Origin of the sequence: Stenotrophomonas chelatiphaga (assembly GCF_001431535.1) — a bacterium.
GTDB lineage: Bacteria > Pseudomonadota > Gammaproteobacteria > Xanthomonadales > Xanthomonadaceae > Stenotrophomonas > Stenotrophomonas chelatiphaga.
Genome location: NZ_LDJK01000013.1, coordinates 16,176 through 35,234 on the forward strand (window position 1 = coordinate 16,176; position 19,059 = coordinate 35,234).

21 protein-coding genes and 1 tRNA gene are annotated in these 19,059 nt (G+C 67.3%); 10 read left to right on the top strand and 12 right to left on the bottom strand.

The genetic code is table 11. The features are described from left to right. Window positions 1–194: 194 nt before the first annotated feature. From ABB28_RS04730 to ABB28_RS04745, 4 genes are read left to right on the top strand one after another with little or no spacing between them, the layout of a single operon-like run. A complete protein-coding gene (locus tag ABB28_RS04730) occupies window positions 195–1,421 on the top strand; it encodes an efflux RND transporter periplasmic adaptor subunit (RefSeq protein WP_057507533.1) in 1,227 nt (408 codons plus the stop codon). 51 nt (window positions 1,422–1,472) lie between these two features. Next, a complete protein-coding gene (locus ABB28_RS04735) occupies window positions 1,473–2,162 on the top strand; it encodes an ABC transporter ATP-binding protein (RefSeq protein WP_057507534.1) in 690 nt (229 codons plus the stop codon). A gap of 14 nt (window positions 2,163–2,176) precedes the next feature. Beyond that, the gene (locus ABB28_RS04740) at window positions 2,177–3,334 is read left to right on the top strand and encodes an ABC transporter permease (protein ID WP_057507535.1); all 1,158 of its coding nucleotides are present in this window, start codon (window positions 2,177–2,179) and stop codon (window positions 3,332–3,334) included. Between the two features lie 10 nt (window positions 3,335–3,344). Beyond that, window positions 3,345–4,664 carry an ABC transporter permease gene (locus ABB28_RS04745; protein ID WP_057507596.1) on the top strand — a complete coding sequence of 440 codons (1,320 nt, stop codon included), beginning with the start codon at window positions 3,345–3,347 and terminating at the stop codon, window positions 4,662–4,664. A gap of 79 nt (window positions 4,665–4,743) precedes the next feature. Here the strand turns inward: ABB28_RS04745 and rarD are convergent, their stop codons facing one another. Beyond that, a complete protein-coding gene (gene rarD, locus ABB28_RS04750; RefSeq protein ID WP_425479525.1) occupies window positions 4,744–5,643 on the bottom strand; it encodes an EamA family transporter RarD in 900 nt (299 codons plus the stop codon). Beyond that, window positions 5,640–6,539 carry a drug/metabolite exporter YedA gene (yedA, locus tag ABB28_RS04755; RefSeq protein ID WP_057507536.1) on the bottom strand — a complete coding sequence of 300 codons (900 nt, stop codon included), beginning with the start codon at window positions 6,537–6,539 and terminating at the stop codon, window positions 5,640–5,642. The genes rarD and yedA overlap by 4 nt, the downstream gene beginning before the upstream one ends. A gap of 200 nt (window positions 6,540–6,739) precedes the next feature. Here yedA and ABB28_RS04760 point away from each other — a divergent pair, with 200 nt between their 5' ends. Next, window positions 6,740–8,008, top strand: a complete 1,269-nt coding sequence (locus ABB28_RS04760; RefSeq protein ID WP_057507537.1) for a uracil-xanthine permease family protein — start codon at window positions 6,740–6,742, stop codon at window positions 8,006–8,008. A gap of 153 nt (window positions 8,009–8,161) precedes the next feature. On the opposite strand, the gene ABB28_RS04765 is transcribed toward ABB28_RS04760, so the two are convergent. The 4 genes from ABB28_RS04765 to ABB28_RS04780 all read right to left on the bottom strand — a co-directional run bounded on the left by ABB28_RS04765 (window position 8,162) and on the right by ABB28_RS04780 (window position 12,532). Continuing rightward, the gene (locus ABB28_RS04765; RefSeq protein WP_057507538.1) at window positions 8,162–9,814 is read right to left on the bottom strand and encodes a M28 family metallopeptidase; all 1,653 of its coding nucleotides are present in this window, start codon (window positions 9,812–9,814) and stop codon (window positions 8,162–8,164) included. 76 nt (window positions 9,815–9,890) lie between these two features. Next, entirely contained in the window at window positions 9,891–10,823 is a 933-nt protein-coding gene (locus ABB28_RS04770; RefSeq protein WP_057507539.1) for an MBL fold metallo-hydrolase, read from the bottom strand. Window positions 10,824–10,911: 88 nt separating this feature from the next. Continuing rightward, the gene (locus ABB28_RS04775; protein WP_057507540.1) at window positions 10,912–11,214 is read right to left on the bottom strand and encodes a hypothetical protein; all 303 of its coding nucleotides are present in this window, start codon (window positions 11,212–11,214) and stop codon (window positions 10,912–10,914) included. A gap of 28 nt (window positions 11,215–11,242) precedes the next feature. Further along, window positions 11,243–12,532: a tryptophan--tRNA ligase gene (locus ABB28_RS04780; protein ID WP_057507541.1), complete on the bottom strand. Its 1,290-nt coding sequence runs from the start codon at window positions 12,530–12,532 to the stop codon at window positions 11,243–11,245. Between the two features lie 111 nt (window positions 12,533–12,643). Between ABB28_RS04780 and ABB28_RS04785 the strand changes: the two genes are divergently transcribed. After that, window positions 12,644–13,468 (top strand): hypothetical protein, encoded by an 825-nt coding sequence (locus tag ABB28_RS04785; protein ID WP_057507542.1) that lies wholly within the window; start codon window positions 12,644–12,646, stop codon window positions 13,466–13,468. 67 nt (window positions 13,469–13,535) lie between these two features. On the opposite strand, the gene ABB28_RS04790 is transcribed toward ABB28_RS04785, so the two are convergent. The 4 genes from ABB28_RS04790 to rocF form a co-directional block, all read right to left on the bottom strand. Then, window positions 13,536–13,757 (bottom strand): CsbD family protein, encoded by a 222-nt coding sequence (locus ABB28_RS04790; protein ID WP_057507543.1) that lies wholly within the window; start codon window positions 13,755–13,757, stop codon window positions 13,536–13,538. A 188-nt stretch (window positions 13,758–13,945) separates the two neighbouring features. Beyond that, on the bottom strand, window positions 13,946–14,083 hold the full coding sequence (locus tag ABB28_RS04795) for an entericidin A/B family lipoprotein (protein ID WP_057507544.1): 138 nt from the start codon (window positions 14,081–14,083) through the stop codon (window positions 13,946–13,948). Window positions 14,084–14,149: 66 nt separating this feature from the next. Further along, a complete protein-coding gene (locus tag ABB28_RS04800) occupies window positions 14,150–14,302 on the bottom strand; it encodes an entericidin A/B family lipoprotein (RefSeq protein WP_057507545.1) in 153 nt (50 codons plus the stop codon). Between the two features lie 142 nt (window positions 14,303–14,444). Next, entirely contained in the window at window positions 14,445–15,362 is a 918-nt protein-coding gene (gene rocF, locus ABB28_RS04805; RefSeq protein ID WP_057507546.1) for an arginase, read from the bottom strand. 270 nt (window positions 15,363–15,632) lie between these two features. Here rocF and ABB28_RS04810 point away from each other — a divergent pair, with 270 nt between their 5' ends. The 4 genes from ABB28_RS04810 to ABB28_RS04825 all read left to right on the top strand — a co-directional run bounded on the left by ABB28_RS04810 (window position 15,633) and on the right by ABB28_RS04825 (window position 18,086). Next, on the top strand, window positions 15,633–16,085 hold the full coding sequence (locus tag ABB28_RS04810; RefSeq protein WP_123699879.1) for a roadblock/LC7 domain-containing protein: 453 nt from the start codon (window positions 15,633–15,635) through the stop codon (window positions 16,083–16,085). Between the two features lie 76 nt (window positions 16,086–16,161). Beyond that, window positions 16,162–16,521 carry a roadblock/LC7 domain-containing protein gene (locus ABB28_RS04815; RefSeq protein WP_057507548.1) on the top strand — a complete coding sequence of 120 codons (360 nt, stop codon included), beginning with the start codon at window positions 16,162–16,164 and terminating at the stop codon, window positions 16,519–16,521. A 69-nt stretch (window positions 16,522–16,590) separates the two neighbouring features. Beyond that, complete coding sequence (locus ABB28_RS04820) at window positions 16,591–17,553, top strand: hypothetical protein (protein WP_057507549.1); 963 nt, start codon at window positions 16,591–16,593, stop codon at window positions 17,551–17,553. Continuing rightward, complete coding sequence (locus tag ABB28_RS04825) at window positions 17,550–18,086, top strand: GTP-binding protein (protein ID WP_057507550.1); 537 nt, start codon at window positions 17,550–17,552, stop codon at window positions 18,084–18,086. Before ABB28_RS04820 ends, ABB28_RS04825 begins: the two co-directional genes overlap by 4 nt. Window positions 18,087–18,131: 45 nt before the next feature. Here ABB28_RS04825 and ABB28_RS04830 read toward each other — a convergent pair. After that, a tRNA-Thr gene (locus ABB28_RS04830) sits at window positions 18,132–18,207 on the bottom strand. 45 nt (window positions 18,208–18,252) lie between these two features. After that, entirely contained in the window at window positions 18,253–19,059 is an 807-nt protein-coding gene (locus tag ABB28_RS04835; RefSeq protein ID WP_057507551.1) for an SPOR domain-containing protein, read from the bottom strand.

Genomic DNA, 19,059 nt, shown 5'->3' on the forward strand with positions numbered 1-19,059 from the left:
GTACTCCCGGTAAGTGGCTACGACAGTGCGCCACCGGGCGCTGCGCAGGCAGTGGCCGGCGTCAGGCACTGCAGGTGACAGCTGTCACTGCCGTGGCGGCCCGCCGGCGCGCATCCTGTGTCGACCGCAGGGCCGCGGTTTGCCCCTGGCGGGTGTTGCGGTCACACTCCGCTCGATCCAACGTCCTGGTGCCTATGAACGCCTCTGCTGAACTGTTGAAGGAACTTCGCATCGACCGCAGGACGCCGCCGCCACCCGCGCCGGGCAGCCGTCGCTGGCTGTGGATCGTGATCGCCGTGCTGGTGCTGCTGGGTGCGGCCGTGGCCGCATGGATGCTGCGTCCGCAGGCCATCGAAGTGCAGACCGCACCCGCGGTGGCGCTGGGCGAGGCAGGCAGCAGTGCCTCGGTGCTGGATGCCAGCGGCTACGTGGTGGCGCGGCGCATGGCGACGGTCTCGGCCAAGATCACCGGCAAGGTGCGCGAAGTCATGATTGAAGAAGGCATGCGGGTCGAGGAAGGCCAGGTCATGGCCACGCTGGACCCGATCGATGCCGGCGCCCAGCGCGATCTCTACGCGTCGCAGGTGCAGGCCGCACGCAGCCAGGTCGCCGGCCTGCAGGCCCAGCTCACCCAGGCCGGTGCCGAAGCCACCCGGCTGCAGGCGCTGGTCGGCCAGCAGCTGGTATCACGCTCGCAGTTCGACCAGGCCGTGGCCCAGCGTGACAGCCTGCGCGCGCAGCTGGATACCGCCCAGCGCAACGTGCAGGTGGCCGGCAACCAGCTGGCCATCGCCGACCTGGGCGTGGACAACAACATCGTCCGCGCGCCGTTCTCCGGCGTGGTCACTGCCAAGGCCGCACAGCCGGGCGAGATCGTCTCGCCGCTGTCGGCTGGCGGTGGCTTCACCCGTACCGGCATCGGCACCATCGTGGACATGGAATCGCTGGAGATCGAAGTCGAGGTCGGCGAGGCCTTCATCGGCCGGGTGCAGCCGAAGATGCCGGTGGAAGCCACGCTCAACGCCTATCCCGAATGGAAGATCCCGGCCGAGGTGATCGCCATCGTTCCCACCGCCGACCGCGGCAAGGCCACGGTGAAGGTGCGCGTGGCGATCAAGACCCGCGACCCGCGCATCGTGCCGGAGATGGGCGTGCGGGTGAGCTTCCTGGAACAGGCCAGGCCGGATGCACCGCAGAAGCCGCAGGGCGTGCGCGTGCCGGCCAACGCGGTGGTGGAGCGTGAGGGCGGCAGCGTGGTGTTCGTGCTGGCCGAGGACGCCGTGCAGCAGCGCAGCGTGACGCCCGGCCTGGCGCTGAATGCGGATCGTCAGCTGCTGGCGGGCGTGCGCCCGGGTGAGCGGGTGGTGACCAGCCCGCCGGATACGTTGCGCGACGGCAGCAAGGTGAAGGAACGCTCGTAGGTTGTCCGTCCGGCGGCCGGTGGCCGTCATTACCGCACTCGGAGAAACGGCATGTCGACCCTGGTTTCATTGCGCAGCATCACCAAGACCTACCAGCGGGGCCCGGAGCAGGTAAAGGTGCTGCACGGCATCGACCTGGACATCGAAACAGGCGACTTCGTGGCGTTGATGGGGCCCTCCGGTTCCGGCAAGACCACCCTGCTGAACCTGATCGGTGGACTGGACTCGCCCAGCGGCGGGGAGATCACCATCGAAGGCGAGCGCATCGACCAGATGGGGGGCGGCCAGCTTTCCACCTGGCGCAGCCACCACGTCGGCTTCGTGTTCCAGTTCTACAACCTGATGCCGATGCTGACCGCGCAGAAGAACGTCGAACTGCCGCTGCTGCTGACCCACCTGGGCGCTGCGCAGCGCAGGCGCAACGCGGAGATCGCGCTGACCCTGGTCGGCCTGGCCGACCGCCGCAGCCACCGTCCCAACGAACTGTCCGGTGGCCAGCAGCAGCGCGTGGCGATCGCCCGCGCGATCGTTTCCGATCCCACGTTCCTGATCTGCGATGAGCCGACCGGCGACCTGGACCGCCAGTCCGCCGAAGAGATCCTGCAGCTGCTGCAGCAGCTCAACCGCGAACATGGCAAGACCATCATCATGGTGACCCACGACCCGAAGGCCGCCGAGTACGCGACCCATACGGTGCACCTGGACAAGGGCGAACTCGCCGACGCGCCACTGGCGCACTGACCGAGGGCACGGCGATGAAATATTTCTCCCTGGTGTGGGCGCAGCTGTTCCGCAGCCGCACCCGCACCCTGCTGACTCTGCTGTCGGTGGTGGCAGCATTCCTGCTGTTCGGCATGCTCGATTCGGTGCGCGTGGCCTTCATGTCCGGTGGCAGCGTGGAAGGCGCCAACCGGCTGATCACCGCCTCGCGGCTGTCGATCACCCAGTCGCTGCCGATCCGCCTGGAAGCGCAGATCCGCCAGGTGGCCGGCGTGCGCGATGTCACCTACGGCATGTGGTTCGGTGGCATCTACCGCGACCCCAAGGACTTCTTCCCGAACTTCTCGGTCGCCCCGAATTACTTCGACATCTACGGCGAACTGGAGGTCGCCCCGGACCAGCTCAAGCGCTGGCAGGACACCCGCACCGGCGCCATCGTCGGCGAGTCGCTGGCCAAGGATTTCGGCTGGAAGATCGGCGACACCATCCCGTTGCAGGCCACCATCTTCCCGCGCGGCGGCAGCAACGACTGGCCGCTGGAAATGGTCGGCACGTTCCGCTCCAAGGACCGCGCAGTGGCCGGGAACGAGGAAAGGCAGCTGATGATGAACTGGAAGTACTTCGATGAGTCCAACGACTACATCAAGAACCAGGTCAGCTGGTACACCATCACCCTGGACAACCCGGACCATGCCTCGCGGGTGGCCCAGGCGATCGACGCGATATCGGCCAACTCCGACCACGAAACCAAGACCCAGACCGAATCGGCGTTCCAGCAGGCCTTCGTCAAGCAGTTCGCGGACATCGGCATGATCGTCACTTCGATCATGGGCGCGGTGTTCTTCACCCTGCTGCTGCTGACCGGCAACACCATGGCGCAGGCGGTGCGCGAACGCATCCCGGAACTGGCCACGCTGAAGACACTGGGCTTCCAGGACCGCACCGTACTGGCCCTGGTGATGGTGGAGTCGATCCTGCTGGTGGGGCTGGGCGGTGCGATCGGCATGGGCCTGGCGGCGACCATCCTGCCGCTGCTGGCACCGCAGACGCGCGGCCTGCTGCCACCGCATGTGCCGACCGCCACCTGGCTGGTGGGCATTGCACTGATCATCGTGATCGGCGTCGTGGTCGGACTGCTGCCGGCGCTGCGCGCCAAGCGGCTGAAGATCGTCGATGCCCTGGCCGGACGCTGAGGACCCGCACATGAAGAACACACTGAAGAAGTGGCTGCTCAACGGCGCGATGCTGGTGGTGCTGGCGGTGGGCCTGGCGGCATGGATCTGGCTGCCGTGGCAGGGCGTGCTGGTCGTGGTGGTGCTGGTCGCGCTGTGGCTGGCGCTGACCCGCGGCGGACGGCTGGCGTTGGCCGCCACCCGCATCGGTATCGCCAGCCTGCCGCAACGCTGGGGCGCCTCGTCGGTGATCGTGGTCGGCATCGCCGGCGTGGTCGGCGTGCTGGTGGCGATGCTGGCGATGGGCGCAGGTTTCCAGTCCACGCTGAACAGCACCGGCGATGACACCACCGCCATCGTGCTGCGCGGCGGCTCGCAGGCGGAAACCAACTCGGTGATCACCCGCGACCAGATTCCGTTGTTGTCCACCCTGCCCGGCGTGGCACGCGACGAAAAGGGGCGCGCGCTGCTGTCGGCCGAGCTGTCGCAGGTGGTCAACCTGGTGTCCCGCTCCGACGGCACCGATGTCAATGCGCAGTTCCGCGGCGTCGGTGACATGGCCTGGGCGGTGCATGATCGGGTGCGCATCATCGAAGGCCGGAAGTTCGCCACCGGCAAGCGCGAAATGGTGGTGGGACAGGGCGCGAAGAGCCAGTTCCGCGACATGGACGTTGGCAGCACGCTGACCCTTGGCAACCAGGCATGGACGGTGGTCGGCGTGTTCGCTTCCGGCGACGCGCATGATTCGGAGCTGTGGACCGACGTGGATACCCTGGCCACGACCTACCAGCGCGGCGCGCTGCAATCGGTGACGGTGCGCACCGACGGCAAGCCCGGTTTCGAGCAGTTCAAGGCCGCCGTCGCCGGCGACCCGCGCCTGAAGCTGGAGGTGGAAACAACCCGGCTGTACTACAGCAAGCAGGGCGGCGGGCTGACCACGCTGATCAACATCCTGGGCAAGGTCATCGGCACCATCATGGCCATCGGCGCAGTGTTCGGTGCGCTCAACACGATGTATGCCGCCGTGGCCACGCGCGCGCGCGAGATCGCCACGATGCGTGCGATCGGCTTCCGCGGGCTGCCGGTGGTGACCGCGGTGATGCTCGAAACGATGCTGCTGGCGTTGTTGGGTGGGCTGTTGGGCTGCGCGATCGCCTGGCTGCTGTTCAACGGCTACAGCGTGTCCACCATCGGCAGCAATTTCAGCGCGGTGGTGTTCAAGTTCCACGTCTCGCCGGAACTGCTGTGGAGCGGGTTGAAGTGGGCGCTGGGCATCGGCCTGGTCGGCGGCCTGTTCCCCGCCCTGCGTGCCGCCCGCCTGCCGATCACCACCGCCCTGCGCGAAGTCTGAAGAAAAGGGGACGGAGGGGATTAAGTCGTTTTTGGCACTCGAAATGCCAAAAACGACTTAATCCCCTCCGTCCCCTTTTTCAGCGGCGGGTGCGGCGCAGGCCATCGAAGACGAACAGGCCCAGGCCGATCCAGATCGCGATGAAGCCGGTGGCGCGCGCGCCATCGAACGGTTCGTTGAAGAAGAACACGCCCAGCACCAGGCCCAGGCTGGGCGCGATGAACTGCAGCACACCCACGGTGGACAGGGCGATGCGCTTCACGCCGTAGGCGAAGCCGATCAGCGGCGCGGCGGTGACCACGCCGCCGAAGATCAGCAGCAGGTCGTTGCGCCAGCCCCAGCCCCCGAAGAAGGCACCGCCGTGGCCGTTCTCGCTCCACAGTGCGAAGCCCAGCGCCGGCAGGAACAGATACAGGCTTTCCACCGCCAGGCCAGCCACCGGATCGACCGAAATCAGCTTGCGCAGCAGGCCATACAGGCCGAACGATCCGGCCAGCCCCAATGCGATCCACGGCGGTGCGCCGGCCTGCCAGGTCAGCCAGGCCACGCCGACCGCCGCGCAGGCCACCGCCAGCCACTGCAGGCGGCGCAGGCGTTCCTTCAGCACCACCACGCCCAGCACCACGCTGACCAGCGGGTTGATGAAATAACCCAGGCTGGTGTCGATCACGTGGCCTGCGTTGATGGCCCAGATGTACAGGCCCCAGTTGAACGCGATGGCCAGGCTGCTCACCGCCAAGGTGGCCAGTGCACGCGGCTGCGCGGCGATTGCTTTCCACCACTGCAGGCGGCTGCTCAGCAGCAGCCAGCCCACCACCAGCACCGTGCTCCAGATGATGCGGTGGGCGATGATCTGGAACGAGGGCACTTCGCGCAACAGGTGCCAGTACACCGGCACCAGTCCCCACAGCACGAAGGTGAAGGCGGTGACTGCAAGGCCGCGGCGCTGTTCCTGTTCGCTGATCAGCGCGGCGCTCACTTGCGCGTCCTTGCCAGGGCCAGCACCAGCACGCCGGCCAGGATCACCGCCATCGCCACCAGGTCACGCCAGCCGAAGTGTTCGCCATTGAGCAGCACGCCGAGCAGCACGGCGATCACCGGATTGACGTAGGCATAGCTGCCGGCCAGCGCCGGACGCACGTTGTGCAGCAGCCACACGTAGGCGGTGAAGGCGACGATCGAGCCGAACAGGCACAGGTAGGCCACCGCCAACAGGCCATCCAGGCTGGGCAGCGCGGTCGGTCGTTCGCCCACTGCCAGCCCGGTGATGACCAGCAGCACGCCGCCACAGATCATCTGCCCGGCCGCGGTCATGAACGGTCCCGGCAGGTCCTGGCCCCGCACCCAGACCGAGCCGAATGCCCAGCCGACCGGGGCCACCAGCAGCAGGATCAGCCCGGTCGGCGACGCCGCCAGGCTGCTGCCTGCGTTGAGCCAGACCACGCCGAGGAAGCCGATGGCAATGCCCAGCCACTCGCCACGGCTGGCGTGCTGGCCGCGCACCGCCGAGAACAGCGCCATCCACAGCGGCACCGAGGCCACCGCGGTGGCGGCCAGGCCGGAGGACACATCGCGTTCGGCCAGCACCACCATTCCGTTGCCCAGCAGCAGCATGGTGAAGCCCATGATGGTCAGGTTGCGCCACTGCCGCAGGGTCGGCCGCGGCATCTTCCTGAACAGCCGAAGCACGGCGTACATCAGGCTGCCGGCGATGATGAAGCGCGCCCCGGACACCGACGTCAGCGGCAGCACGCCGGCCTGCAGCGCCTTGGCGATGCCCAGGTAGGTCGAGCCCCAGACCACGTAGACCAGCAGCAACGCCAGGGCGACGGCACCGGGACGCGGCGCGGCGGAGGAATCAGGGACGACGGCCATGGGCCACCAAGGTGCGGGGGAACGAGGATTCTAGGCCTTTGCGTCGCTGCGGAGCAGTCGGGAAGGCGGCAAGCTGTTTTCTTCGGATCACCGCACGCACCGGCGCCCTGCCTGGCCCGCAGGGACCGGCCACGGCGATATCATCCTCCCCGCCCGTGCCGACAAACGGCTTGTCGGCGCCCAACGAGGAACTCGCGACGATGCAGGATGAATTCAACGACCCGCTCTGGCGCCAGGTGCTGTCCGGCGCGCAGATGCTGTTCGTGGCCTTCGGCGCGCTGGTGCTGATGCCGCTGATCACCGGGCTGGACCCGAACGTGGCGCTGTTCACCGCCGGGCTGGGCACGCTGCTGTTCCAGCTGATGACCGGTCGCCAGGTGCCGGTGTTCCTGGCCTCCAGCTTTGCCTTCATCACCCCGATCATCCTCGCCAAGCAGCAGTTCGGGCTGGCGGAAACCATGGGTGGGGTGATGGCCGCCGGCTTCGTCTACACCTTCCTGGGCGCGGCGGTGAAGATCAAGGGCACCGGTTTCATCGACCGGCTGCTGCCGCCGGTGGTGATCGGCCCGGTGATCATCTCGATTGGGCTGGCGATGGCACCGATCGCCGCCAACATGGCGATGGGTAAGGACGCCGACGGCACGCAGCTGATTCCATACCAGACCGCGATGCTGATTTCGATGCCGGCGCTGCTGACCACGCTGGTGGTGGCGGTATTCGGCCGGGGCATGTTCAAGCTGCTGCCGATCATGTTCGGCGTGCTGGTGGGCTTCGGGCTGTCCTTCGCGTTCGGCGTCGTCGATGTCGCCCGCATCGCCGCGGCACCGTGGTTTGCCCTGCCGCAGTTCACTGCGCCGGCGTTCAACTGGCAGGCGATCCTGTTCATCGTGCCGGTCGCGCTCGCGCCGGCCATCGAACATATCGGCGGGGTGATCGCCGTCGGCAGCGTCACCGGCCGCGATTATCTGAAGAAACCCGGCCTGCACCGCACCCTGTTCGGTGACGGCGTAGCAACCACCGCGGCAGGCCTGTTCGGTGGCCCGCCCAACACCACCTATGCCGAAGTCACCGGCGCGGTGATGCTGACCAAAAACTACAACCCGAAGATCATGACCTGGGCGGCGATCTTTGCGATCAGCCTGGCGTTCATCGGCAAGTTCGGTGCGCTGCTGCAGAGCATCCCGGTACCGGTGATGGGCGGCATCCTGTGCCTGCTGTTCGGCTCCATCGCCGCGGTGGGCATGAACACCCTGATCCGCCACCGGATCGACCTGGGCGAAGCACGCAACCTGGTGATCGTGTCGGTGACGCTGGTGTTCGGCATCGGTGGCGTGCTGGTCGGCAGCGGCACCGGTCCGGACGACTTCGGCCTGAAGGGCATCGCGCTGTGCGCGGTGGTGGCGATCGCGCTGAACCTGCTGCTGCCGGGCAACGACCACTGGAAGCAGCCGGGTCCGCCGGTGGTGTGAGGCTGCGGGGAGCGGCGTGACGACCAACGGTCGTCACCCACCAGATCACAACGGTCGTCACCCACCAGATCACAACGGTCGTCACCCACCGGATCACAACGGACGCCACTACCTGCTGACGTCCTCACCCGCCCGATCACGCCATCAAGGCGATCAGCGGCGTGCCGCTTCGCTGCTGTCGCGTGCCTTGCGGAACTCCGAGCCCTGTTCCCACTGCGGCCAGCTGCGGCCGTTGGCCAGCTCCAGGCCGAGGTCATACACCAGCAGCGTGTCGGCGGCATGGCCGGCCGGGTCCCAGCTCGGGGTCCACGCATCGCAGGCCTGGTGGTAGCAGTCCTTGAAATACTTCTCGCGCAGCGCACGGCCGGCTTCGATACCGCCGTCCAGCTTGTCCAGCCCCGGGCCGATGGTGATCGCCGGCACGCCCAGCCGGGCGAAGGCGAAGTGGTCGGCACGGTAGAAGAAGCCCGCTTCCAGGTTCGGATCCGGACTGTAGCCGCGGCCGCGCGCCTTGGCCACGCGCTCCAGGTCGCCTTCCAGCGATACCCGGCCCTTGCCCCACGAGGCGATGTCACGGGTCGCGCCATCCGGGCTGAACATCTCGATGTTCAGCACCGCAGCGGTTTTTTCCAGCGGCGCCAGCGGGTGTTTTGCATAGTAACTTGCGCCCAGCAGGCCCTTCTCCTCGGCGGTCAGCGCGACGAAATACAGCGAACGCTGTGGCTGCGGGCCGGCCGCGAATACGCGGCCCAGTTCCAGCACGGTGGCCACGCCGGTGGCGTTGTCGATGGCGCCGCGGCGCACGCGGTCCCCCTTCGCATCGGGCTCGCCGATGCCGAAGGCGTCCCAGTGCGCGGAGAAGATCACCGCCTCGTCGCCGTGCGTGCCGCCGGGCAGCTTGGCCACCACGTTGCGGGTGACCACTTCTTCGCGCTTCAGCTTGAATGCCGCGCTCAACCGGGCGTTGTCCAGCGCCACCGGCTTGAAATCGGCACGCTGCGCCTTGCGCTTTTCCGCCTCGAAATCCAGGCCGGCATCGGCGAAGATCGCCTCGGCCAGCGAACGCTGCATCCAGCCGCGCAGCGGCGTGTGCTGGGCCATGGCTTCATCCTGGCTGCGCTGGATGTCGAACAGCGGCGAGGTGCCCGAGCTTTTCACCGTGGCCCACCCATAGGCGGCCGGCGCGGTCTCGTGCACGATCAGCACGCCTTCTGCACCGCGCCGCGCGGCCTCTTCGAACTTGTAGGTCCAACGGCCGTAATAGGTCACCGCCTTGCCATCGAAGGCACCGGGCGCATCGGTTTCGAAGTCGGCGTCGTTGATCAGCACCACGGCGATCTTGCCGCGCAGATCGATGCCCTTGTAATCGTCCCAGTTGCGCTCGGGCGCATCGATGCCGTAGCCGATGAACACCAGCGGGGCATCCTTGATCTGTACCCGTGCGCGCGGCTGCAGGCTCTGCAGGGTCACGTCCCCGCCGTTGGCGAGGGTGCGCTTGCCGCCCTTCAGCGTCAGCGTTGCCGTGGCCGCACCATCCAGCTGTGCGCGCACCAGCGGCACCGGCTGCACCCAGCTGCCGTCCACGCCGCCCGGCTGCAGGCCGTAGCTGCGGAACTGCTCGATCAGGTACTGCACCGTGCGTTCTTCGCCTTCGCTGGCCGGCGCACGGCCTTCGAACTCATCCGAGGCCAGCACGCGCACGTGGCGCGACAGCGCCTGCGGATCGATGCCGCCACCGGGAAGATCATTGGCCGCATGCGCAAGGCCACCGACGAACAGGCAGGACGACAACAACAGCACGCGCATCGGGTTCACGGATCACCGGGGGACAAGGAAGCAGGGATGTCCCGAGTGTACGTGACAGCGCGATGACGCGGAATGATCAGCGCCGTCCACGGTCCAGCCAGCAGGCCAGCCCCTGTGCATTGAGCTCGATGTCCATCGCCAGCACGCTGGCGACCGCGTCCTGGTCCAGCGCGCAGCCGTGGGCCAGCGCGCGCTCCAGGTACAGCGCGCGCAACGCCGCACGCAGATGGCGATGACGGTCCGGGCGGCCATCGCACTGGCGCCCGATCGCCACCATCGCATCGATCTGCTCGAGCAGGTCTTCGGCGCGCGCTTCCACCGCGTCCACGCGACCGTAGTGGGTCAGGTACATCGCCACGGGCTGGTAAGCCAGCATCCGGCGGATGGAATCCTTCAACGGCTCGGGATCGAACTGCACCGGCGAGGACGTGGGGATGATGAAGGCGCCCTGCGCGCTGTCCAGTTCCCGGTAGGACAGGCCGAAGGTATCGCCGGTGAACCAGCTGCGGCTGCGCGCGTCCCACACGCAGTAATGGTGCTGCGCATGGCCGGGCGTATGCATCAGTACCAACTCACGCCCGGCCAGGTCGATGCGCTGGCCCTCTTCGGCCACCACCACGCGCTCGGCCGGGATCGGCTCGATGCGGCCATAGCTGCGTGCGATTTCCTCCTCGCCATACACCGCCGTGGCACCGGCGATCAGTCGCGCCGGATCGATCATGTGCGGCGCACCACGCGGATGCAGTACCGCGCGCGCATTGGGCAGGTGCTGCATCAGCGTGCCGGCGCCACCGGCGTGGTCCAGGTGCACGTGGGTCAGCAGCAGCCAGTCCACCGCCTGCGGCTGCAGCCCGGCATCGGCCAGGGCCTGCAGCATCGCCGGCACCGCCAGCGAGGTGCCGCAGTCGATGAAGGCGGCACGGCCGTTTTCCACCACCAGGTAGGCTGCGTCGAAGTCGGCGCGCTGGAACCCGGTATCGATGGTGTGGATGCTGGGATCGGCGGTCATCGACGCGCACCTGGCAGGATCAGGAACAGACGGCCATGGTAGGCGCGCGGACGCGTGCGTTCGATGCGGCTTTGGTCGGAGGCCCGCGTCAGGACCTGCGCAGCAGCCAGTGCGGGCGCAGCAGCAGCGCGGTGACCATCACCGCCAGGAACGCGCCGTAGGCATACAGCACGGCCAGCACCTGCGGCCAGATCGGGCCGGCATCGGACTGCGCCCTGCCCAGCTGGAACCCCCAGTGCATGGACAGCACGCTCAGCACCAGGGCCAGCAGCAGCGCCGCCGTGTCGAAGGCACGCCGTCGCGCGCAACGCGGCTGGCGCGGGTACCACCAGAACAGCCCACCGAGCAGCACGAACCAGGGCAGGAACAGCAGCAACGACAACCAGGCCATCGGCAGATCCTCGGTTGAGAGGGGGGCGTTACCCGGCGTCGCGCAGGGTGGCCAGGGCGGCCAGCACGGCAGCCACTTCGGCTTCCAGCGTGAACAGGTCGCTCTGCAGGGCGTCGCCCTGCTCGGCCTGCTTCAGCACGGCGATCAGCTGGCCGGCGTCGCGCGGCGAATCAAAGCCCGTGCTCTGCACCAGCAACGTGCCTTCGCCGTCGGTCAGCTTGAAATAGAAACGGCCATCTTTTTCGCGGTACTGCTTGAACACCGGCGGCGCGCTGCGGGCCAGCTCGGCAGCCGCCGCCCTGGGCACGTCGGCCAGGTCGCGCAGGCCCACGGCATGGCGCAGTTCCTTCAGCAGCGGCACGGCGTACTGCTCGCGCAGCTGCTGGCCACGACGCCGCAGCAGCGCTTCGATCTTCTCCGGTTCGGCCATCAGCGCTTCGTAACGCTCGCGCAGCGGCGACAGTTCGGCATCGATGCGCTCGAACAACTGCTGCTTGGCATCACCCCAGCTGATGCCCTCGGCGAAGGCCTTGGCAAAGCCGGCGGTCTGTTCCGGCGTGGCGAATGCCTGGTACATCTGGAACAGGGCCGAGCCTTCGGTGTCCTTCGGCTCACCCGGCGCACGCGAATCGGTCAGGATGGAGAACACCAGCTTCTTCAGCGTTTCGCGCGGGGCGAACAACGGAATGGTGTTGCTGTAGCTCTTGCTCATCTTGCGGCCATCCAGGCCTGCCAGCGTAGCGACCTGTTCGTCGATCACCACCTCCGGCAGCGGGAAGTACTCCTTGCCGTAGACGTGGTTGAAGCGCTGGCCGAAGTCGCGTGCCATCTCGATGTGCTGGATCTGGTCACGTCCCACCGGCACGCGGTTGGCCTTGAAGATCAGGATGTCGGCGGCCATCAGCACCGGGTACATGAACAACCCGGCGCTCACGCCGGCGTCCGGGTCCAGCCCCTCGGCCTCGTTCTTGTCGATGGCCGCCTTGTAGGCATGCGCACGGTTGAGGATGCCCTTGCTGGCGACCACGGTCAGGAACCACATCAGCTCGTTGGTTTCCGGGATGTCGCTCTGCCGGTAGAACCACACCTGTTCCGGATCCAGCCCGCAGGCCAGCCAGCTGGCGGCGATTTCCAGCGTGGATCGCTGGGTGCGCGCCGGCTCCTGCGCCTTGATCAGGCTGTGCAGGTCGGCCAGGAAGAAGAAGCTCTCGATGCCCTGCGCACGGCTGGCGGCGATGGCGGGGCGGATGGCGCCGACATAGTTGCCCAGGTGCGGGGTGCCGGAGGGGGTGATGCCGGTAAGGACTCGGGTGGTCATGACTGCTCGACGGGAAACCTTCGGTGAACGGCGCCAGTTTACCCTTGCTGGCGCAACCCCGTCGGCCCTGTTCGGGCGTTTGCGCTGGAGACCCCGCCGTGGAGAACCCGGATGAAGCGCCTGTTGCTGCCCCTGTTGAGCGTTGCCCTGCTGGCCGGCTTCAAGCCGGCACCGCCGATGATCACCCCGCAACCCTCGCGGATCGCGAGTGGACCGGTGTTCCTGACCCTGCTGGACCGCGATAGCGGCGGGCTGCTGCCACAGTACGCGCACGATGGCCAACGCTGGACCCCGGGCGAACGCGGGCACCGCTATGGCGTGCGCCTGCGCAACGCCAGCCCGCAGCGCGTGCTGGTGGTGCTGTCGGTGGATGGCATCAACGCCATCAGTGGCGAACAGGCCACGCCCGCCCAGACCGGCTACGTGCTCAACCCGTGGCAGACCACCGACATCACCGGCTGGCGGAAGTCCAACGATGAAGTGGCGCAGTTCGTCTTCAGCAGCCCGCGCGACAGCTATGCCGAACGCACCGGGCGCGGGGACAACCTGGGCGTAGTCGGCATCGCGGTGTTCAACGAACGCGATGCCGTGCGCTGGGAGCATCGGCCGGCCGCGCCACTGCGCCGCGCCGCGCCTGCCCCTGCCCCTGCCGCGACCCAGGATGCCGGCAGCAGTGCGTCACGGGTGATGGCCGAACCCGCGCAGGCGCCGACGCAGCGGCTGGGCACCGCACATGGCGAACGCGAGGCCTCATCGGTTCGCAACACCGCCTTCGAACGCGCCACCACCGATCCGGTCCAGGTCGTCCAGCTGCGCTATGACAGTGCACGCAACCTGCGCGCGCGCGGGATAATTCTTGATCGTCCCGCGCATGCGGCCGAACGCGAGCCGCAGGCGTTCCCCGATCACTACGTGCCCGACCCGCCGCGCCGCTGAGACCGGATCGCGCACAAAAAAAACGGGCCATGAAGGCCCGTTTTTCTACCGGTTTCAACCGCCCGACTTACTTGAAGTCCGGGTAATCCTTGCGCAGCGAGGAATCGAATGCCTTGACCTGCTCGTCCGCTTCGTCGCGGGCAATCCCATAGCGCTCCTGCACGCGGCCGGCCAGATATTCCGCGTTGCCCTCGGCAACATCCAAGTCGTCATTGGTCAGCTTGCCCCACTGCTTCTGGGCCTGACCCTTGAGCTGGGTCCACTTGCCTGAAATGATATCTTTGTTCATGTGCGTTGGCCTCTTGAGTGAAGTACGTCATGTGTTACCGCACCTGCAGAATGCGCCAATGAACGTTGAGCAGCAGTCAAGCAGAGATGAAGCACGTGCTCACTTCGTTGAACGGATGCCATTGCCAAGCGCAAAACAAAAAAGGCCGGGAAATCCCGGCCTTTTCACTACTGAGCTGCTTGCGCGGATCAGTTCTTGCGGGCGGCGTCTTCGACCTTCTCGCCAGCACCCTGCACGTCCTTGCCGGCACCGGCAACGGTATTGCAGCCGGCCAGCATGGCGACCGAGAACATCGACAGCAGCATCAGGGAAATTACACGCTTCATAGGGACTCTCCAGTTTGATTTAAGAAACCACCGCGGCGGCGGTGCAGACGGCGGAAAAGCCGTTGATCAGCACTTGCCGTTTTTGCAGTCCTGCGCCGTATCGTGGACGGCCTCGCCAGCCCCCTGCATGTCCTTGCCGGCACCGGCAACGGTATTGCAGGCAGTCAGCGAACCGGCAGTACACAACGCCAGCAGCAGTACGGAAAAAATGCGTTTCATCGACTTCTCCTTCTCAGGTCACGGCGTCCGGAACGACCCGGGCGTGCCGCGTGAAGTGCAATCTGGCGCGCGTCGCGTGGAGCGAGTGTGAACGAGCAGCGGATCGGTTCATGCGGCGCCTCCCCGACGCCGCGCCCGGGCCTCAATCGCGCATCAGCGTGGACTTCCCGAACAGGCTCTCCACCAGGTCCACCGCCAGCTTCGCGGTGGCGTTGTGGTCATCCAGCAGCGGGTTGAGCTCGACGATGTCCAGCGAGCCCATGCGCCCGCTGTCGGCGATCATCTCCATCACCAGCTGGGCCTCGCGGTAGTTCACCCCGCCCGGCACCGTGGTGCCCACGCCCGGGGCGATGCTGGGGTCGAGGAAATCGACGTCGAAGCTCACGTGCAGGTGGGTGTTGGCAGTGATCCCGTCCAGCGCGGCCTCCATCGTCCGCTTCATGCCGGCCTCGTCGATGTAGCGCATGTCATACACATCCACCCGATGGGTCTTGATCAGTCGCTTTTCTTCCGGGTCCACCGAACGGATGCCGATCTGGCGCACCTGGGAGGGCAGGATCGCCGGCGCATCGCCGCCGAGCCGGGTCAGCGCATCCGGCCCCAGCCCGCACAGGCACGCCACCGGCATGCCGTGCACGTTGCCGGACGGGGTGATGTCGCTGGTGTTGAAATCCGAATGCGCGTCCAGCCACAGCACGCGCAGGTCCTTGCCCTGTTCGCGGCACCAGCGCGCCACCGCAGTCACCGACCCGACACCCAGGCAATGATCGCCGCCGAGCATGATCGGCATGCGTCCGGCGCGCAGTTCGGACAGGCTGGCTTCCATCAGCACCCGGTTCCACTCCACCACTTCGTCCAGGTGGCGGTAGCCGTGCACCGGTGCGGTCCAGGGATTACGCGGCCCGTCCAGATTGCCGACGTCACGCACGTCCACGCCGCGGGCGCTCAGCGCTTCGGCCAGGCCGGCAATGCGCAGGGCTTCCGGCCCCAGGCGTGCGCCGCGATCGCCGGCCCCGATATCCGTAGGCACGCCAATCAGCGAGACGGGAAGATGCGTCATGGAAACCTCGTTCAGGACAAAAGAAACAGTCTAGCCAGCGCGCCCACGCTGTACTCGCGGCGCTGCAGCAGGCGAGGTGCCCGACGCATTCTGCCCACCGTTCGGGTCCGAAGAATTGCAGGCGCGTCAAAGCGTTGGCGCACGCGGGAGGTGAAGATCCATTACAAAACCGGTCAGATATACTGTGCTACGGTTCACACTTTCAACCCTCCGCGGTTGATAAAAAGCATCGCCATGGATCGTATCGATCCAGGTTCCAGGGGGAAACCAGTGCAGCGCAGTGCCATCAACCAGATCGTTCGCAGCGCGACCGGCGAAAGCCTGCCGGCGCGGCATCTTTACGATGCATCCCGTATCGAAGACATCTTCCGCCAGGCACGCGAACGCGAGCCGGGCCTGACCCTGCTCCTGCTGTCCACCGCCGATGGCCGCGCGGTAGCGGAGGATTCGGTGCTGGGCGTGGACGGCCGTCGGCTGGCCGCGATGGCCAACTCCTTCCTCACGCTGGGCGAAACGGTGTCGCGCGAGTTGTCACTCAGCGAAGCCGAACACGCCACCGTGTGCACCCGCCAGGGCAACGTCGTGCTGATCCGGGTCAACGCGGACAAGCCGATGACGCTCACCGCCGTCGCGGCGGTGGAGGTCAACCTGGCCGTACTGCTGTTCCACGCACGCGAATGCGCCGCCAAGCTGGAAACCGCGCTGCGCAGCCGCGCCGCCTGATCGTATTGCCCCGGTTTTTCTACCTCGCAGGCCTTGCTGGCCTGTTTCCCTCTGCACGACCCAAGAAAGGACGACTGTGTCTAAGCTCAACCTGGAAACCCTCAATTCGCTCGCCGGCTTCGTCGGTGCCGCGCTCGTCGACAGCGACAGTGGCATGGCACTGGCCATGACCGGTGGCGGCGACATCAACCTGGAACTGGCTGCGGCCGGCAACACCGAAGTGGTGCGTGCCAAGCGTCGCGTCGCCCAGCAGCTGGGCCTGTCGGACACGCTGGAAGACATCCTGATCACGTTGAGCTCGCAGTACCACCTGATCCGCCCGCTGGAAAGCAATCCGATGCTGTTCCTGTACGTGGCGCTGGACCGCAGCCGTTCGAACCTGGCGATGGCGCGCCACGAACTGAAGTCCTTCGAAAAGACGCTGGACTTCAGCTGAGCCGCGCTCGCCCCACGCCCGTCGTCGATGCCTGACGCGGGCGTAGCGGGCGACCTGCACTGACTGCCGATGAATACACCGATACGACATTTCCGGGTCGCCCACGCCGGGCTGGACCTGCTGCACGGTACCCGGCTGAAACTGGCCTGTTCGCTGTTGCTGGCCGAACGCATGGATATCCGCCTGCAGCCGTGGAACGGCGAGCAGGCCGACCTGCTGGTGGTCGGCGGCGATCCCTCGGCCATGGCCGTCCTGCAGCAGCAGGCACGCACCCAGGGCGTGGCGACACTGCGCATCGTGCGTGGCGCGACGGCCGCGCCGGGCGTGCTGCCGCACGGTGCCAGCGTGCGTGACATCAACCAGGAGCTGGCGGGGCTGCTGGGCGCGGTGGGCGAAGCACCGGATGCGGCGGAACATCCGGCGCCCGCGGGCATGCCGCTGCTGCTGCGTGCGATGCAGTCACCGGCCACTGCCAGCCTGTACCTGCTGCAGCGCGGTGCCACGCGGGTGGTGGTGGACACCGCCACCCGCAGCCTGGCACTGCCCACCGGCGCGTCCCTGTCGGAAATCGTGCCGTTGCTGGATGACCTGGCATGGTCATCGACGCCGCTGGATGCGGACACCTTCCAGCACCAGTACGTGTACCTGCTGCCGCGCCGCCATTCGTTCGAAGCGCTGTATTTCTGCATCGCGCGCCATCGTCCGCAACTGCTGCCGGCAGTCGCCGCAGGCACCTCGATGCAGCTGCTGCACTGGCCCGACCTGGACCACCGCGACGTGCCCGCCAGCTGGCTGCTGCCCATCGCACGCCTGCATGCCGCGTCGTGGACCAGCACCGCGCTGGCCGCGGCGAGCGGTTTGCCGCACGATACCGTGCAATTCCTTTTCTCGGCTGCTGCCAGCAGCGGCCTTGCCAAGCACCAGGAGAACGCCGTGCTTCCCTCACCGCGCCCCGCGGGCCTTCGCGACTCACGGTTCCTGACCTGGGTCGCACGACGATTCGGGCTGGACCTGCAGGCGGGTCGCGCATGAGCGGTCCGGCCAACAAACTGGTGTTCGTCGGTGGCATGGGCGCGGGCAAGACCACGGCCGTGCGCGCGATTTCCGATGTCGAACCGATCAGCACCGAAATGCCGCTGAGCGAGGATGCCACCGCCGACAAGGTGGAAACCACGGTGGCCCTGGATTACAGCTCGATCGAGCTGGATGACGGCGAACTGCTGCACCTGTACGGCGTGCCGGGCCAGCGCTACCTGGATTTCATGTGGCCGATGGTGTGCGAAGGCGCCCTCGGGGTGATCGTGCTGGTCAGCGCCGGATCGCCCGATCCGATCGCCACCACGCTGGAACTGCTGCAGGAGTTTTCCCGGATCGCGCCGGATGCCAGCCTGGCGGTCGGCATCACCCGCACCGACGAGCACCCGCAGCTGTTGATTCCCACGGTGCGCGATGCGCTGTTCGCCGCCGGCTTCCGCATTCCGGTACTGCGCGTGGATGCGCGCTCGGCCGCACAGGTGACCTTCCTGGTGCGCTCGCTGCTGTCGCACCGCTACGCCGATTCCTGAGCACGGTGCGCCGTCGCCTGCGCGCGGCGGCTGGGCATGACGGGATGGTGCCGCTTATCCGAATCGAACGGATGACCTACTGTTTACAAGACAGTTGCTCTACCAACTGAGCTAAAGCGGCACGGGGTAAGACGCGTTCGTGGCCAGGCCGCGAAGCACGGCGATTCTACCGCAGACCGGCGCAGTCCAGCGAGCGCTGCTGCGCCGCCCCGCTGCGCTGGCGCAGGCCCGGATCGGCCTTGCCGTCGGCCAGCGCGCCCTGCAGCCACCACGTGGAGGCGCCTTCGCCGCCGCTGAGCTGGGCCTGGAATCCAGCCGCGCGCAGTGCCGCCAGCCGGCGCTCGGCGCCTTCGCGATTGCGGTACTGGCCCAGCGCGATGGCGTTGGCGTCAGGTCCCTGGCCAATGACGTAGTAGTCGCTCAGGCCGGCGGCGACGATCCGCTGCACGGTGGCCTGGGCCGCTTCGCGGTTCTCTGCAGGCGGCATCATCACCCGGTAGCGCGCGGTGGCACCGGGAGTCGATTGTTCGCGCAGGCGCGTTTGCGTCAGCGCCGCACCGGCCTTGGCCTGGGCGCCCTGGGCAGCGGCCTGGTCGGTGAACGGACCCAGCGCCACACAACGTTCGGGCGCTGCGGGGGTCGGCGCGGGTTCCGCTGCAGGGGCAGGCGGTGCCACCGCGCCAGCCGCAACCGGGGCCGGACGCACTTCGGCCACCGCGGGTGCTGCGGCCGGCGATGAAGCGGCCTCCGCCGCGGCAGGTTCGGCAGCGGTGGGCGTGCTATCGGTCAGCGGCGCAGTGGACGCCGCTGGCGAGGGCGCCGTCACCGGCGCGGCCGCATCCACCAGCTGCAGTTCGGCCACGCCGGAAGGCGGCTTCACGTCCGGAACAACCGGCTCGCCGCGCAGCATCCACCACAGGGCGACGCTCACGTTGAGCAGCACGAGGAACACGATCAGGGCACGGGTCAGCAT